This window comes from Acinetobacter guillouiae (assembly GCF_002370525.2).
Taxonomy (GTDB): domain Bacteria; phylum Pseudomonadota; class Gammaproteobacteria; order Pseudomonadales; family Moraxellaceae; genus Acinetobacter; species Acinetobacter guillouiae.
The window spans coordinates 248,945-262,892 of the sequence record NZ_AP014630.1; the positions used below are offsets into that span (position 1 = coordinate 248,945).

Genomic DNA, 13,948 nt, shown 5'->3' on the forward strand with positions numbered 1-13,948 from the left:
ATCAAAACTCCTTATGCATAAAGTTTTTCTAAACGGATATAAGCGCGTTCAATTGCAGCAGCAACCTGTGCAGGCGCAGTACCACCAATATGATTACGCGCATTGACAGATGCTTCAAGGGTTAATGCTTTTTCAAACACATCTGCTTGAATTAAATCTGAGAATTGTTGTAATTGCTCAAGGCTTAACTCAGAAAGATCTTTCGATTCTTGCACACCTAAAGCCACGGCTTTACCTACGATTTCATGTGCATCACGGAAAGCAACGCCATTTTTTACAAGGTAATCAGCCAAGTCTGTTGCGGTAGAGAAACCACGTAGCGCCGCTTCACGCATGATTTCAATATTTGGTACAAGTGCAGGAATCATATCTGCAAAAGCCATCAATGAACCACGCACTGTATCAATCGCATCAAACAAAGGTTCTTTGTCTTCTTGGTTGTCTTTGTTATAGGCCAAAGGTTGACCCTTCATGAGGGTGAGCAGACTCATTAAGTCGCCATAGACACGGCCAGTTTTACCACGAATAAGCTCAGGAACATCTGGGTTTTTCTTTTGTGGCATGATGGATGAGCCAGTACAGAAACGGTCAGGAATATTCACAAACTTAAATTGTGCAGAGGTCCAAAGAATCATTTCTTCTGACATACGTGATAAATGCATCATGATTAAAGATGCAGCAGCATTAAATTCAATTGCAAAGTCACGATCAGATACCGCATCTAAAGAATTTTCAGCAACGGCTTCAAAGTTTAACAGTTCCGCAGTATACGCACGATCAATAGGATATGTTGTTCCAGCAAGCGCAGCTGAACCTAAAGGCATACGGTTGACACGTTTACGGCAGTCGATTAAACGCTCAGAGTCACGCACCAACATTTCAAACCACGCCATCAGATGATGACCAAAAGTCACAGGTTGCGCAGTCTGTAAATGGGTAAAGCCTGGCATGATGGTGTCAGTATTGTTCGCTGCTAAGCCCAAGATGCCTTTTTGTAATTTTTCCAGTAAAGTCAAAATCGCATCAATTTCGTCACGTACATATAAACGGATGTCTGTGGCAACTTGGTCATTACGGCTACGACCGGTATGCAATTTTTTACCTGCAATTCCGATACGCTGAGTTAAACGAGATTCGATATTCATGTGCACATCTTCTAAATCAATGCGCCATTCAAATTGACCTGCTTCAATTTCAGCTTTAATTGTGTTTAAACCATTGATAATGTCATCACGTTCTTGTTCTGTAAGGACACCAACTTTTGCTAACATAGTCGCATGTGCGATCGAGCCAGCAATATCTTGTTTATAAAAGCGTTGGTCAAATTGAACTGATGCAGTAAATTCAGCAACAAAGGCATCAGTAGCTTCAGAGAAACGACCGCCCCACATGCCTGAAGTTTGGGCTTGTGACGGATTAGAGGAATTAGAAGATGTGGTCATATCGGCTCAGTAGGAAAAAAAGCAGTAGAACTAAACGCAGTATAACAAATTCAGCCTCACTTGCCGAAGTAAAGCGCAATCATTCATCAATAAAATCTGGGCGCGGTTTTTATCAGTCTTATTTTTTTAGCAAAATGGGGCACCGCAAGTATTTATTCGAATTATTTATCTCTAGCAATGTGTTGGCTTTTTTATTGGCACTGGCCGAAGCACAATCATGGGGCAATTTAAATCTTTGGCATGTTTTAGAATATATTTTATATATTAATTGGATATTATTGGCCTTTGCAGCTTTTCAGGATGTATTTGAAAAAAGGCTCTCGCAATATACCTATTTATCTATTTCAATATTCAGTTTTATCCTTTTACAGGCGATTGTGTTGTGTACAACACTGGTTTTAAATATTATTCATTATTGGGGAACGCATTTTTCTTTACAAAATATTTCCATGCAAGACATTTCGCATAATCTTATTTTGCATGTCAGTTATGGGGTATTACTGGGCGCATTTTGTTTACGCTACTTGTATATCCGTGAACAAGCAGTATTGCAGCAAAACAGTGAATTGAATGCGCGTATTCAGGCCATGCAAGCACGTATTCATCCACATTTTTTATTTAATAGTTTAAATAGCGTGGTGAGTTTAATTGCGATTGATCCCGATAAAGCTGAACAAATGCTGATAGATTTATCCAAATTGTTTAGAGCCAGTTTTCAAGAATTAAAGCTCGTGACCTTAAAAGAAGAAATACAGTTATCTCAACAATATATTGCAATAGAGCAAATTCGTTTGGGAGATCGTTTAAATGTGGAATGGAATATTCAACAACCGCTGTTATTAGATCAGGTCAAAATTCCCTTATTAACCTTACAACCTTTAATTGAAAACAGTATTTTTCATGGGGTTGAGCAAAAGATTATCGATGCCAAGATCGGCATACTGGTTGAAATATTGCAAAATCAAGTCAACATAGTCATTACCAACCCATTTTTACAAGATAGAATAAAAGTACGAGAAGGGCATGGAATTGCTTTAGAAAATGTAAAACAGCGTCTAAAAGCACATTTTGGCGATTCTGTTTATTTTCGGAATTATGCAGGGAATGGATTATTTACAATGGTAATCCAATATCAGTATAAAAATAGATGATTGGGAAATTCATTAAAATAAAGACGATATATTTGGGTAAGGAGGAGCAATGGACATCCTGATTTGTGATGATGAACCGCTTGCAGTGGAACGCTTATCACGATTGGTGTCGCAACTTGGGCATCAGGTTATTGCAACAGCGCAACATGGTCAACAGGCATTGGAAATGGTTCAGCAGTTCGAGCCAGATGTGGTGTTGCTTGATATTCAAATGCCAGAAATGGATGGTTTAAGCTGTGCGCAGCATTTAGCACATTTTAATCCGACGCCAGCCATCGTATTTTGTACGGCATTTGATGAACATGCTTTGCAAGCCATTCAATCTCAAGCAAAAGGATATTTATTAAAACCAATTGCCAAGGATGATTTAGAAACGGTTTTGGAGAGTGTCACTAAACTGACTCAAGCTCAATTAACTCACCTAGAAAAAAAAGAACTCATGGAAGAAAAAGTGCAAAGACAGCAAATTGCTGCAAAAACCTATCGAGGTTTGGAGCTAATTCCTGTTGAAAATATTTACTATTTTTTAGCAGATCAAAAATATGTCACTGTACGCCATAAAAATGGCAGCGTGCTTATTGATGAAACGCTCAAAGATTTAGAAACAGAGTTCGCCGATCGATTTATTCGTATTCATCGTAATGCTTTAATTTCTCTAGATTATTTGGATGGGTTGGAAATGGTGTCCTCCGGTCAGTATCAGGTACGATGCCGCGAGTTAGACGAGCGTTTGGCAGTCAGTCGTCGTCACTTACCGTTACTGCGCGAACGGATGCAGAATTTATAGTTTGATGGGAAGCTTAAATCATTTTGATAATTTACTTGCATTTTTACGATTGCAGAGTAAGTTTAGAGTGTTTAAAAGTTTGGCAAAGCTGAAATGATGAAAACCTTGAAAATAGCAACTCGCCAGAGCCCGCTCGCAATGTGGCAGGCTGAGCATATTCGTGATCGTTTAGAGCAATTACACGCGCATGTAAAAGTAGAATTGGTTACCTTTGTAACCCAAGGTGACAAAATTTTAGATACACCTTTGGCCAAAATTGGTGGTAAAGGCTTATTTGTCAAAGAATTAGAAGCTGCTTTAATGGATGGTCGTGCAGATCTAGCCGTTCATTCCATGAAAGATGTGCCGATGCAATTACCAGAAGGTTTGGAGCTTGCGGTCATTTGTGAACGTGAAGACCCTTTTGATGCTTTTGTTTCTAACCATTATGCAAAGTTTGATGATTTACCACAAGGCGCAACACTTGGAACATCGAGCTTACGCCGTAAATGTCAGATTTTAAAACAACGCCCTGATTTAAATGTGATTGATTTACGTGGCAATGTTGGAACACGCTTATCCAAGCTGGATGCAGGTCAATATGATGCCATTATCCTTGCCAGTGCAGGCTTAAAACGCTTAGAACTCTCAGATCGTATTCGTCATACACTGCCAGCAGAAATAAGCTTACCTGCGGTAGGTCAAGGCGCATTGGGTTTAGAGTGCCGCTCAGCTGATCAAGAGATTTTGGATTTAATCATGCCGTTAATGCATGTTGAAACCAATGCCTGTGTTCGTGCTGAACGTGCTTTTAATGCTTATCTAGAAGGTGGTTGCCAAGTGCCTATCGCAGGCTTTGCTACCTTGAACGATCAAACACTGTCTTTGGAAGGGCGTGTGGGAAGTGCGGACGGACAAACGTTGTTATGTAGCCAAGTCAGTGGTACGCCAGATCAAGCAGAGCAGTTAGGTGTGCAACTTGCACAAAAGCTACTTCAACAAGGTGCTGGAGAAATACTCAAAGCACTTTATCAAGCTTAGTTTTTAGGCTTCAATGCTATTTATTAATACGCGTCCCATCGATCGGGCTCAGCCATTAACCCAATGTCTGCGCCAGTCTGGTTTTGACGTGGTTGATCTGCCATTATTGGCATTAACACCACGTCCATATAACAACACATTACAACAACTTTATTTACAGCTGTTATCGACTCAAATTATTGTTGTGGTCAGTCCTACAGCTGTGCAGATTGGTATGCAATATCTTCAGCAATCGGGTTTGTCGCTTGCACAGATCCAACATATTCAGTGGATTGCTGTAGGTAAAAAAACTGCGCAACGACTTTTAGATTATGGGGTGGAAAGCCATGTTCCTGCGGTGGAAACATCAGAAGGCATGCTAAGCTTACCGCTATTTAATCAGGTAAAAGAGCTCAAGAGAATTGCGTTTTGGCGTGGTGACGGTGGGCGTCAATTTATGATGCAACAATGCCAAGCGCGTCATATTGATGTTTTAAACTTTATTTTATATGACCGCGCATTTCCTCAACAAACTCAGGCACAATTTTTAGATTTTGTGACCAAAATTGAGCAATTTGAAAAGCCCTATTGGAGTTGTATCAGCAGTGAAGCCAGTTGGCACAATTGGCTGGCTTTGACCCGAGATCATCAAGAGATCGTGAATGCTTGTCATTATTTAGTTTTGGGTGAGCGTTTGTATCAATTATTAAGACATGGTAAAAATGCAGCTCAGACCTGTTTGAATAGCACTCAAATTTCAAATTTAGCGCCAGAAACCATTCTACAAACCATAGTGCAGTTGCAAAGGAAGTTATGAAGAAGTTTATTTATGTCTTATTGTTGATCGCTTTAGGATGGCTCATTAAGTTGAGTTATAACTTCTATCATGTTTCACAACAGCTCAATGATATTCAACAAACGCTGCATAAAAGTGAACAAAAGAATGCCAGTTTGAATGATCAATTGGTGGCAGTAAAACGACAAACAGATGAGCCGAGTCAAGAGGTGGCAAAGAAAACCGCTTCGATTCAAACGCCTATTGCTGGTATTCATCCCAGTGTAGTGGTTAAACAGCAACTAGAGTTGGTGCAATTTGCTATGCAACAACAACAGTTTGTGTATGCACTTGAGCATCTTACTCAGTTAAATCAATCTTTAGATCAGTATGCGTTGGCAGATGCAGTAAAACAAAGCCTACATCAAACCATTGCGCAAGATATACAGAGTATTCAGCACTTTGTGATTGAACGAAATGCCCAGCGAGATCAACTAGAGGCTTTACTTAAACAAGTTGATCAAGCACTCATCACTGAATTGAAAAATAATCAACTAAAACCAGATCAAGATCAGTCGCAATACTTTTGGGAAAAATGGTTTCAAGTTGATATTGTTGAAACAAACACGCCTGCATTGGCAAACCGTAAATTTATTTTAAAAGAAGTCCAATTAAGATTATTACTGGCGCAACAATTATTAGTCAAAGGGCAAACTGCTGAATACCAAGAGATGCTGAATCAAATGATTCAACAATTGGATATATTACCCGATGCTGCTAGTCAGAAGATTAAGCAAAAAATATTAAAAATGAAGCAAACATCGCAGCCGCCGATTCCTAAGCTGAATAGCTTGGCTGTTTTGGGGTAGATCGATGAAACATATTTTTCTGATCTATGCCTTTATTAGCCTGATTATTCTGGCTGTACTGAGTGTATTGAGTTATACCGCAGGGTCAGGTTATGTCTATGTGCTCTGGCACAATATTCAAATTCAAACCAATTTGTGGTTCTTAACATTTGCTGGCGTTGGCATCAGTTTTTTGATGCATGTGGCATGGTATTTCCTCAATCGCTATATTCGCCAAGAAAAAAGAAAATTAGAACAAGTACTGAGTTTTAGCACGTTGCATCCATTTGAACAGTTTGGTGTGTTGTGGTTATTAGATGGTGAAGATGAACAAGAGCAGGTGATTCAAACGATTTTTGATCAATCGGGTTTATTAAAGCCGATTGTGCAATCCCGATTATTACTCAAACAACTGCATTATTCAGAAGCATTAAACGCTTTAGAACACAGCTCTCCATCCGCTTTTGAATTGGCGGAAATTTTACGTATCGAAATTTATTTGGCCCAACAGGACAGTCAACAGGCGCTGACCCATTTAGAGTTTTTAAATGGACATGAGCTTTCGCCGTGGCTGAATCAACTTTCAGAAAGTTATAAATTGTCCGTGCAAAAATTATGGGGACAATTTGCCCTGCAATATCCGTGGCAATATTTACACTCAACTCAATTTGGACAATTAGAAACGGCGACTAAACAGCAGTGGTTAATACAGCTTTTAGGTTGTTATGACCAAGCAAGTTTTGAAGATACTGAACTATTACAGCAAAAATTTTTAGAGATAGAGCCGCAACTCGATCAAATGCCTTATGAGACAAAAGTGCTTTGGCTAAAAATTATTACCCGCTTACCTGAACTTGCTCAGCAACAACAGCAGCTGGTGATTCAAATACTTAATGAAAAATTTGACCAAGATGTATTCCACTTGTGGTTCCAGCAACAGTTGCTTAGACAGAATCCAGATTATGAGTATTTAGAGCAACAGATTATAAATCTTGAATCTAAATATATGAACATTCCTGTTTTTTGCTTTGCTAAATGGCATATATATATTGCAACACAGCGGGAATATGAAGCAGATCAACTTCTGTCATTATATCCAAATGATATTCTAATGAATTATTTAAGAATCAAGTCCACTTTAAATGGAAATGATGAATTAATTCAACAATTGAATTCAATTTTTGAAAAAGATAGCAATTATATTCAATTTAAAATTTGAGAACCCAGCATGAATCCATTGACACAATTCCCGATCGTTTATGAGCAAAAGGTTGCATGGGGCGATATGGACGCTTTTGGTCATGTAAATAATGTGATGTATTATCGTTATATTGAGAGTGCACGTATTGAATATTTTGATCGTTTAAATGTATTTGACCAAGATGTTTTAACTGTGGTTGCCTCAAGTCAATGCAAATATTTAAAACCTGTATTTTATCCTGATGTGCTACATATTGGTGCGCGGGTAGAAGAAATGAGAAATAGTGCTATACGCATGCATTATGTATTATTCAGTCAGCAACAACAGCAGATTGTGGCGGACGGAGAAGCAGTTATTGTTTTTGTCGATAAAGTAGCGATGAAAAAAGCATTAATTCCTCAACAGTTGCGAAAAATTATAATTGATTTAGAAGCTACAGTGCATAATGATTTGAAAAATACATAAAAATGTCTCAGTTATCATCATTATATTTAAAACATAAGACAGCATATTCTTTTGCATTCGCTTTATTTTGATGTTAAAAATAAGCGCTTTGAGGTAATTATAATAATCTTTTTGTTGTTTTATGTGTTTATTGGGGAATATATGTATTGCTTATTGGAATAAATGAAAATACTATTGCTATGAAGTTATTTTAAATAAGTATTAAGAAATTTACGTGGAGAGTTAATGATGCCTGATATTAGTAATTTATCGGTTGAAGAGTTAAGAAAGTTAACAGCTGAAGCAGAAGCTTTAATTGAAAGTAAAAAAGACCAAGCAGTTGAAGATGCCTATAATAAAATTATTGAAATTGCGCAATCTGCTGGTTTAACTTTAGAACAGTTTATTGAATACGGCGCGCAAAAGCGTAAAAAGACAACGCGTAAAGCTGTTGAGCCGCGTTACCGCAATAAAAAAGATACTTCTGAAACTTGGACTGGACGCGGTAAACAACCACGTTGGTTGGTTGCAGAAATCGAAAAAGGTGCAAAATTAGAAGATTTCTTGATCTAATCTTCATCTAAGTGTCATTCAAAGACCTTAAAATCAAAGAACCAAGCAAATCTGCTTGGTTTTTTTATACGAGTGAATTGGCGTTATGCAAAAATTATGCATAATGTATAAACAAGAGGGCATCATCTTGCATGGAAGAATAAATGAATGATGGTAAAGATGAATGAATAAAAAATCAAAACAGATCACGTGGTGGATTACTGGAGTTGTCGCTTTTTTAATTTTTGTACTTTTGCAAGTCCCTGCAACATGGCTGATTTCTAAATTTTATAAGAACAATCAAACCTTACAAAATGTCAGTGGAAATATTTGGCAAGGGCAAGCAGATTGGCGTAAGGGTAATTTACGTGGTTCCGTTTCGTGGAGAACACGCCCGTGGGATCTGATTCTATTACGTGTGGGCGCAAATGTTGAAGTGCATAGTGGGCAAACTCAGCTCAATGGGGTTGTCGGCTATGGTCTTGGTAAAAAAATAATTATTAATCAGATGCAAGGTCAGATTGCACCAGAAACTTTAAAGAATATTGCAAATTGGCAGTGGCCAGCGAATGCAATTCAAATTTCAGATATGACCCTACGTTTTAAAAAAGACACCGGATTTAGTGATGTAGATGGTCAATTGCATTGGGGTGGTGGTGAGCTTCGTTATACTTTTGGACAGCGTCAAGATCAAATGAATATCCCGTCTTTAAATGCACAACTTAAAGATGAGGCGGGTAAACTGATTTTGGATATACAAGATCAACGTAGCCAGAAGATGGCCAATATCAGCATAGATCCAACCATGATGTTAGATGTGCAATTAACCCAACGCATGTTACTCAATGTACCTTCCTATGACGGAAAGGCTGGTTTAGATACTTTTGTGATTAGTTCTAGACAACCACTCATTCAAGGTGGTTTCTAATGAATATAAAAGAACGCTTTGAAAATATTTCTTGGAAAAAAACAGAGCACCTTGCACCTGTTGTTTTATTTCTTTTAATTTTAGCATTGTGCTGGAAACTGGCTTCGATTTTTTGGTGGGTGGTTGCACCGCCACAAGTCATGCAACCAGAGCAAGTGAGTCTAGGTTCACAACAAATCCAAGTGCCCAATATTTCAAGCTTTTCATTGTTTGAGGAAGTGGGTTCTAGTGCGACTGCAGATGACAGTATTCCGATGGTCTTGCAAGGTGTAGTCGTGAGTTATCCTGCGCGTTTCTCTTCAGCGGTGATTAAAGTCAAAGAAACAGCAGATCGTTATGCGGTGGGTGATCCAATTGAGGGTACCAGTTATCAGTTATCCGAAGTATATTGGGATCATATTGTTTTAAGTCAAAATGGAAATAACAGTAAAGAGTTACGTTTTACCGGGCTGGATAGTTTGTATCAGCCTATGCCAGGGCAATCTACAGATCAAAATACCAGCCCGCCAGCAAGTAATCCTGTGCCATCGCCACAACAAAATTCAAGCCAAAATGCTTTAGGGCAGGCGATTGAGAAGATGAATGAAAATCGGGACGAATACCTAAAGAACATGGGGGTTAACGCAAGTGGCGGTCAAGGCTATGAAGTGACAGATCAGACCCCCGCAGCGCTCCGAAATAAACTGGGATTAAGATCTGGAGATCGTATTCTTTCACTCAATGGACAATCAGTAGGTCAAGGACAGAGTGATGTTCAGCTGCTAGAACAAGCAAAGCGTGATGGCAAAGTAAAAATTGAAATTAAGCGTGGTGATCAGGTGATGACCATTCAGCAAAGTTTGTAAGTGGCTAGGACTACAAATAAAATTAGGATAGATAATAAGTTATGGCTTTTTTGAATCACAATCGACCACTTTGGGCTTTAGTTGCAGCGGCACCAATGATGGTTGCGGTCAGTACAGCAGCACATGCACAGACGTGGAAAATTAACTTACGCGATGCTGATCTCACGGCTTTTATCAACGAAGTTGCAGATATTACGGGCAAAAATTTTGCGGTCGATCCCCGTGTACGTGGCAATGTCACGGTTATTTCAAATAAACCTCTAAATAAAAATGAAGTTTATGACCTATTTTTAGGGGTGCTGAATGTCAATGGTGTGGTGGCTATTCCATCGGGGAATACCATTCGCTTGGTACCAGACAGTAATGTAAAAAACTCGGGTGTACCTTATGACCCACGCAATAATGCACGTGGTGATCAGGTGGTAACACGGGTGATCTGGTTGGAAAATACCAACCCCAATGATTTGATCCCAGCATTACGTCCTTTAATGCCACAATTTGCGCATTTGGCGGCCATACAAGGCACCAATGCGTTAATTGTGTCTGATCGTGCAGCGAATATTTATCAACTTGAAACCATTATTCGCAACTTGGATGGTACTGGGCAAAATGATATTGAAGCTGTTCCTTTACAACAGAGTCAAGCTGAAGAGATCATTAAGCAATTGGATGCCATGAGTTCGACAGGTGCATCGAAAGACTTTGCTGGGGCACGGGTTCGTATTATTGCTGACGCACGGACCAATCGTATTTTGATTAAAGGGGATACAGGTACGCGTAAACGTATCCGCAATATGATTGAAATGTTGGATGTACCATCTGCGGATCGTTTAGGTGGTCTTAAAGTCTTTAAATTAAAATATGCCAGTGCAAAGAATTTATCTGAAATTTTACAAGGCTTAGTCACAGGTCAGGCAGTCAATTCTAGTTCAAATAATTCTTCTAATAGTAGTTCTAATAACAGCAATAGCAACAGTTTTAACAATAATAGCAATTCATCATCGAATACCGGCTCAAGCACTGGAAGTAGTATTTCAACACCAGCAATTAATTTAAACAGCAACTCAAATAACAATAATCAAAATAATATCACCAGTTTTAATGCCAATGGTGTGAGCATTATTGCAGATGGTGCTCAAAATGCGTTGGTGGTTAAAGCTGAGCCACAACTGATGCGCGAAATAGAGGCTGCCATCCAACAGCTCGATGTCCGTCGTCAACAAGTGTTGATTGAAGCGACGATTATTGAGGTTGAGGGTAATGATACTGATCAACTCGGTGTGCAATGGGCAATGGGTGATCTAAGTAGTGGTGTGGGTTTAATTAACTTTGATAAAGTGGGTACAAGTTTAGCTAAATTGGCAGCAGGCTATCTATCAGGTGGTGCGGCTGGTTTAGGTGGTGCTGTCGGTCCAGGTGCCTCTCTTGTTTTAGGAGATTATAAAGAAGGTGCTGATGGTTCACGTAGACTATATGGTGCAGTGATTCAGGCTTTAAAAGCCAATACCAAGTCAAATTTATTATCTACGCCATCGATTGTCACAATGGATAATGAAGAAGCATATATTGTCGTTGGGCAAAACGTTCCATTTGTTACAGGCTCAGTCAGTACTGGGACAGGGGGTACCGTCAATCCATATACCTCAATTGAACGTAAGGATGTGGGGGTGACCTTAAAGGTAATTCCGCATATTGGTGAGGGCGGTTCGATTCGTTTAGAAGTAGAACAAGAAGTCTCTGCAGTTGCTGAAAATAAAGGACAGGCAACGGATTTGGTCACCAGTAAACGCTCTATCAAGACCTCTGTGCTTGCAGATCATGGGCAAACCGTGGTGTTGGGCGGATTGATTTCAGATGATACAGCTCATACACGCCAATCTATACCATTCTTGGGTGATATCCCGGGCTTAGGCCGTTTATTTAGAGCGGAAGGCAAATCAAATGCTAAACGTAACTTATTGGTGTTTATCCACCCAACGATAATTGGTGATAATGCAGATATACGCCGTGTATCTCAACAACGTTATGATCAGCTGTATAGTCTGCAATTGGCGATGGATAAAGATGGTAACTTTGCCAAACTTCCAGCCAATGTGGATGATGTTTTTCAGCAACGACTGCCAATTAGCTCCACACCAAGTTCGCAGCCTAAACTAGTACAACCGCAACCGACAGCACAACCATCAAGTCAGTATCAAAAAGTGCCTACAGGTGCCAAGACAAATGCAGTACAAGGCAATGCGGTGACCACACCAGTTGCAGAGGAACCAAATGATATCCGTAAGCAGTAGCATTGTGGGCTTCGCGTAACAAGTGCTTCTAATCGCATGCTTTATTTGATATTTAAAATAGCTTGTTAAAGTATTGTGGTGTGTTCTGTCGTGGCGTGGACAACATAAAGCTTGGTTTTACGCTGATTTAGCACTGTAGAAATGTCATGCTAAGATAGACTTGAATTAGAATGGGAAGATAATCATGACTTGGAAATTACAAGCAATTACAGGTGAGTTAGAAGGGCAGGAAGTCACGATTGACCGTGATATGCTGGTTGGACGCCATCAAGATGCAGACCTGTTATTACAAGCTGCGGAAATTTCACGTCGCCATGCTGCATTCTTATTAAAAGAAGATGCACTTTGGGTTCAAGATCTAAAGTCATCCAATGGTACCTTTGTGAATGATATCCGTATCGATCAAGATAAAATGTTGATGGATGGTGATATTGTTCAATTTGCCAGTGTTAAATTTAATGTGCTTGCACCGGTGAAACCTGTTGTTTTGCAAACTGAACAGGCAGCGCCTGAGGTTGAAGTTCAACCCGTTGTAGCTCCAGTAGAAACGCCAGTTCAACAACCTGCTGAGGCTGTGGCGACTGCTGAAATTAAGCAAACTACCCCGGTAGAACGTACAGTGGCAGACCAGATGAATGAACAGGGCATGCCTGAGCTTTCAGAACGAGATAGCAGTGTGCAAATCAACCGTGAAGGTATGCCGTCTGGTGTAGCAATCCCTAAACCTGCGCCAATTCCAGAAGGTGTGGATATTTATGCAGCGACACAACCAAAAGTAGAGCAGGTCAAAGCACCTGAGATTGTTGCAGAAGAACATGTCGAAACCCAGAAAAATGCAAAGTTAGGTTTGGCAACACTGGTGATTTTGATCATTTTGGCAATTATTGCATGGCTATTGTTTAAATAATTTGCGAATGCGCTACACTCAAGGCATGCAATCGCATGCCTTTGTTTTTTGTATTTTCGTTTTTAAAAATTAAAACTCGATTTAGGTGTAAATCATGAATGTGGCAAAGCTAGACCAACGTGAACTGATTTTATTTGATTTGGATGGGACCTTGGTTGATTCAGCATTTGATTTATATCGTGCCATGAATTTAAGTCTAGCGCGTTTGAACTTAGCCCAAGTCACTGAACAACAGGTTCGGGTTTGGATTGGTAAAGGCACCTCATTATTTTGTGAAAGTACATTGAAGTATTTAAAAGGTGAAGTGGATCCAGTACTGCATAAACAGCTTTTGGATACATTCTTGGAAATTTACAATGCAGAGCCTTGTGTTGATACCAAACCATTCTCTGGAATTTTAGAATTTTTAGAGTGGGGAATTGAAAACAATAAGAAATTGATTTGTGTGACCAATAAACCAGAACAGCCTGCACGAAAAATTCTAGAAGAATTGCAAATGGATCACTATTTTGTCGATGTAATAGGTGGTGATCGTTTTGAAGTGCGCAAACCTCATCCAAAACCATTGTTGTATTGTGTTGAAACTTATCAGTCATCAACGGACAAAACCTTGATGATTGGCGATTCAAGTAATGATGTCGAGGCTGCACGCCGTGCAGAGGTTGATTGTATTGTGGTCAGCTATGGTTATAATCACGGTGAAGATATTCAACTCTGTCAGCCACAACAAGTGGTGGATGATTTAACAGAGCTTTTGGCTTAACACTGGTATATTTAA

Annotated in this window: 14 protein-coding genes; 13 read left to right on the plus strand and 1 reads right to left on the minus strand. The window is 39.4% G+C overall.

Going from position 1 to position 13,948, the window contains the following annotated elements; translation table 11 throughout:
• Nucleotides 1–11: 11 nt before the first annotated feature.
• Nucleotides 12–1,442 carry an argininosuccinate lyase gene (gene argH / locus AS4_RS01145; RefSeq protein ID WP_004718519.1) on the minus strand — a complete coding sequence of 477 codons (1,431 nt, stop codon included), beginning with the start codon at nucleotides 1,440–1,442 and terminating at the stop codon, nucleotides 12–14.
• Between the two features lie 134 nt (nucleotides 1,443–1,576).
• Between argH and AS4_RS01150 the strand changes: the two genes are divergently transcribed.
• From AS4_RS01150 to AS4_RS01210, 13 genes are all read left to right on the plus strand, one after another.
• A complete protein-coding gene (locus AS4_RS01150; protein WP_004718518.1) occupies nucleotides 1,577–2,593 on the plus strand; it encodes a sensor histidine kinase in 1,017 nt (338 codons plus the stop codon).
• A gap of 49 nt (nucleotides 2,594–2,642) precedes the next feature.
• Entirely contained in the window at nucleotides 2,643–3,380 is a 738-nt protein-coding gene (locus tag AS4_RS01155; protein ID WP_004818489.1) for a LytR/AlgR family response regulator transcription factor, read from the plus strand.
• Between the two features lie 96 nt (nucleotides 3,381–3,476).
• On the plus strand, nucleotides 3,477–4,400 hold the full coding sequence (hemC, locus tag AS4_RS01160; RefSeq protein ID WP_056517319.1) for a hydroxymethylbilane synthase: 924 nt from the start codon (nucleotides 3,477–3,479) through the stop codon (nucleotides 4,398–4,400).
• Nucleotides 4,401–4,413: 13 nt separating this feature from the next.
• Nucleotides 4,414–5,196, plus strand: coding sequence for a uroporphyrinogen-III synthase (locus AS4_RS01165; protein ID WP_096732672.1), 783 nt, complete (start codon nucleotides 4,414–4,416; stop codon nucleotides 5,194–5,196).
• Nucleotides 5,193–6,023 (plus strand): hypothetical protein, encoded by an 831-nt coding sequence (locus tag AS4_RS01170; protein WP_096732674.1) that lies wholly within the window; start codon nucleotides 5,193–5,195, stop codon nucleotides 6,021–6,023. Before AS4_RS01165 ends, AS4_RS01170 begins: the two co-directional genes overlap by 4 nt.
• A gap of 4 nt (nucleotides 6,024–6,027) precedes the next feature.
• Nucleotides 6,028–7,221: a YfgM family protein gene (locus AS4_RS01175; RefSeq protein ID WP_096732676.1), complete on the plus strand. Its 1,194-nt coding sequence runs from the start codon at nucleotides 6,028–6,030 to the stop codon at nucleotides 7,219–7,221.
• Nucleotides 7,222–7,230: 9 nt separating this feature from the next.
• Complete coding sequence (locus tag AS4_RS01180; RefSeq protein ID WP_034617650.1) at nucleotides 7,231–7,668, plus strand: acyl-CoA thioesterase; 438 nt, start codon at nucleotides 7,231–7,233, stop codon at nucleotides 7,666–7,668.
• Between the two features lie 225 nt (nucleotides 7,669–7,893).
• Nucleotides 7,894–8,220, plus strand: coding sequence for an H-NS histone family protein (locus AS4_RS01185; protein WP_004718506.1), 327 nt, complete (start codon nucleotides 7,894–7,896; stop codon nucleotides 8,218–8,220).
• A gap of 163 nt (nucleotides 8,221–8,383) precedes the next feature.
• On the plus strand, nucleotides 8,384–9,127 hold the full coding sequence (gspN, locus tag AS4_RS01190) for a type II secretion system protein N (protein ID WP_004818496.1): 744 nt from the start codon (nucleotides 8,384–8,386) through the stop codon (nucleotides 9,125–9,127).
• Complete coding sequence (locus AS4_RS01195; RefSeq protein ID WP_004818497.1) at nucleotides 9,127–9,972, plus strand: type II secretion system protein N; 846 nt, start codon at nucleotides 9,127–9,129, stop codon at nucleotides 9,970–9,972. The genes gspN and AS4_RS01195 overlap by 1 nt, the downstream gene beginning before the upstream one ends.
• A gap of 41 nt (nucleotides 9,973–10,013) precedes the next feature.
• Nucleotides 10,014–12,263, plus strand: a complete 2,250-nt coding sequence (gspD, locus tag AS4_RS01200; RefSeq protein ID WP_096732678.1) for a type II secretion system secretin GspD — start codon at nucleotides 10,014–10,016, stop codon at nucleotides 12,261–12,263.
• Nucleotides 12,264–12,447: 184 nt separating this feature from the next.
• On the plus strand, nucleotides 12,448–13,170 hold the full coding sequence (locus AS4_RS01205) for an FHA domain-containing protein (protein WP_096732680.1): 723 nt from the start codon (nucleotides 12,448–12,450) through the stop codon (nucleotides 13,168–13,170).
• Nucleotides 13,171–13,264: 94 nt separating this feature from the next.
• Complete coding sequence (locus tag AS4_RS01210) at nucleotides 13,265–13,933, plus strand: HAD-IA family hydrolase (RefSeq protein ID WP_096732682.1); 669 nt, start codon at nucleotides 13,265–13,267, stop codon at nucleotides 13,931–13,933.
• Nucleotides 13,934–13,948 lie beyond the last annotated feature (15 nt).

Coding starts and splice junctions, on each gene's coding strand:
- argH (WP_004718519.1), bottom strand. CDS start 1,442: ATGACCACATCTTCTAATTCCTCTAATCCGTCACAAGCCCAAACTTCA.
- AS4_RS01150 (WP_004718518.1), top strand. CDS start 1,577: ATGGGGCACCGCAAGTATTTATTCGAATTATTTATCTCTAGCAATGTG.
- AS4_RS01155 (WP_004818489.1), top strand. CDS start 2,643: ATGGACATCCTGATTTGTGATGATGAACCGCTTGCAGTGGAACGCTTA.
- hemC (WP_056517319.1), top strand. CDS start 3,477: ATGAAAACCTTGAAAATAGCAACTCGCCAGAGCCCGCTCGCAATGTGG.
- AS4_RS01165 (WP_096732672.1), top strand. CDS start 4,414: ATGCTATTTATTAATACGCGTCCCATCGATCGGGCTCAGCCATTAACC.
- AS4_RS01170 (WP_096732674.1), top strand. CDS start 5,193: ATGAAGAAGTTTATTTATGTCTTATTGTTGATCGCTTTAGGATGGCTC.
- AS4_RS01175 (WP_096732676.1), top strand. CDS start 6,028: ATGAAACATATTTTTCTGATCTATGCCTTTATTAGCCTGATTATTCTG.
- AS4_RS01180 (WP_034617650.1), top strand. CDS start 7,231: ATGAATCCATTGACACAATTCCCGATCGTTTATGAGCAAAAGGTTGCA.
- AS4_RS01185 (WP_004718506.1), top strand. CDS start 7,894: ATGATGCCTGATATTAGTAATTTATCGGTTGAAGAGTTAAGAAAGTTA.
- gspN (WP_004818496.1), top strand. CDS start 8,384: ATGAATAAAAAATCAAAACAGATCACGTGGTGGATTACTGGAGTTGTC.
- AS4_RS01195 (WP_004818497.1), top strand. CDS start 9,127: ATGAATATAAAAGAACGCTTTGAAAATATTTCTTGGAAAAAAACAGAG.
- gspD (WP_096732678.1), top strand. CDS start 10,014: ATGGCTTTTTTGAATCACAATCGACCACTTTGGGCTTTAGTTGCAGCG.
- AS4_RS01205 (WP_096732680.1), top strand. CDS start 12,448: ATGACTTGGAAATTACAAGCAATTACAGGTGAGTTAGAAGGGCAGGAA.
- AS4_RS01210 (WP_096732682.1), top strand. CDS start 13,265: ATGAATGTGGCAAAGCTAGACCAACGTGAACTGATTTTATTTGATTTG.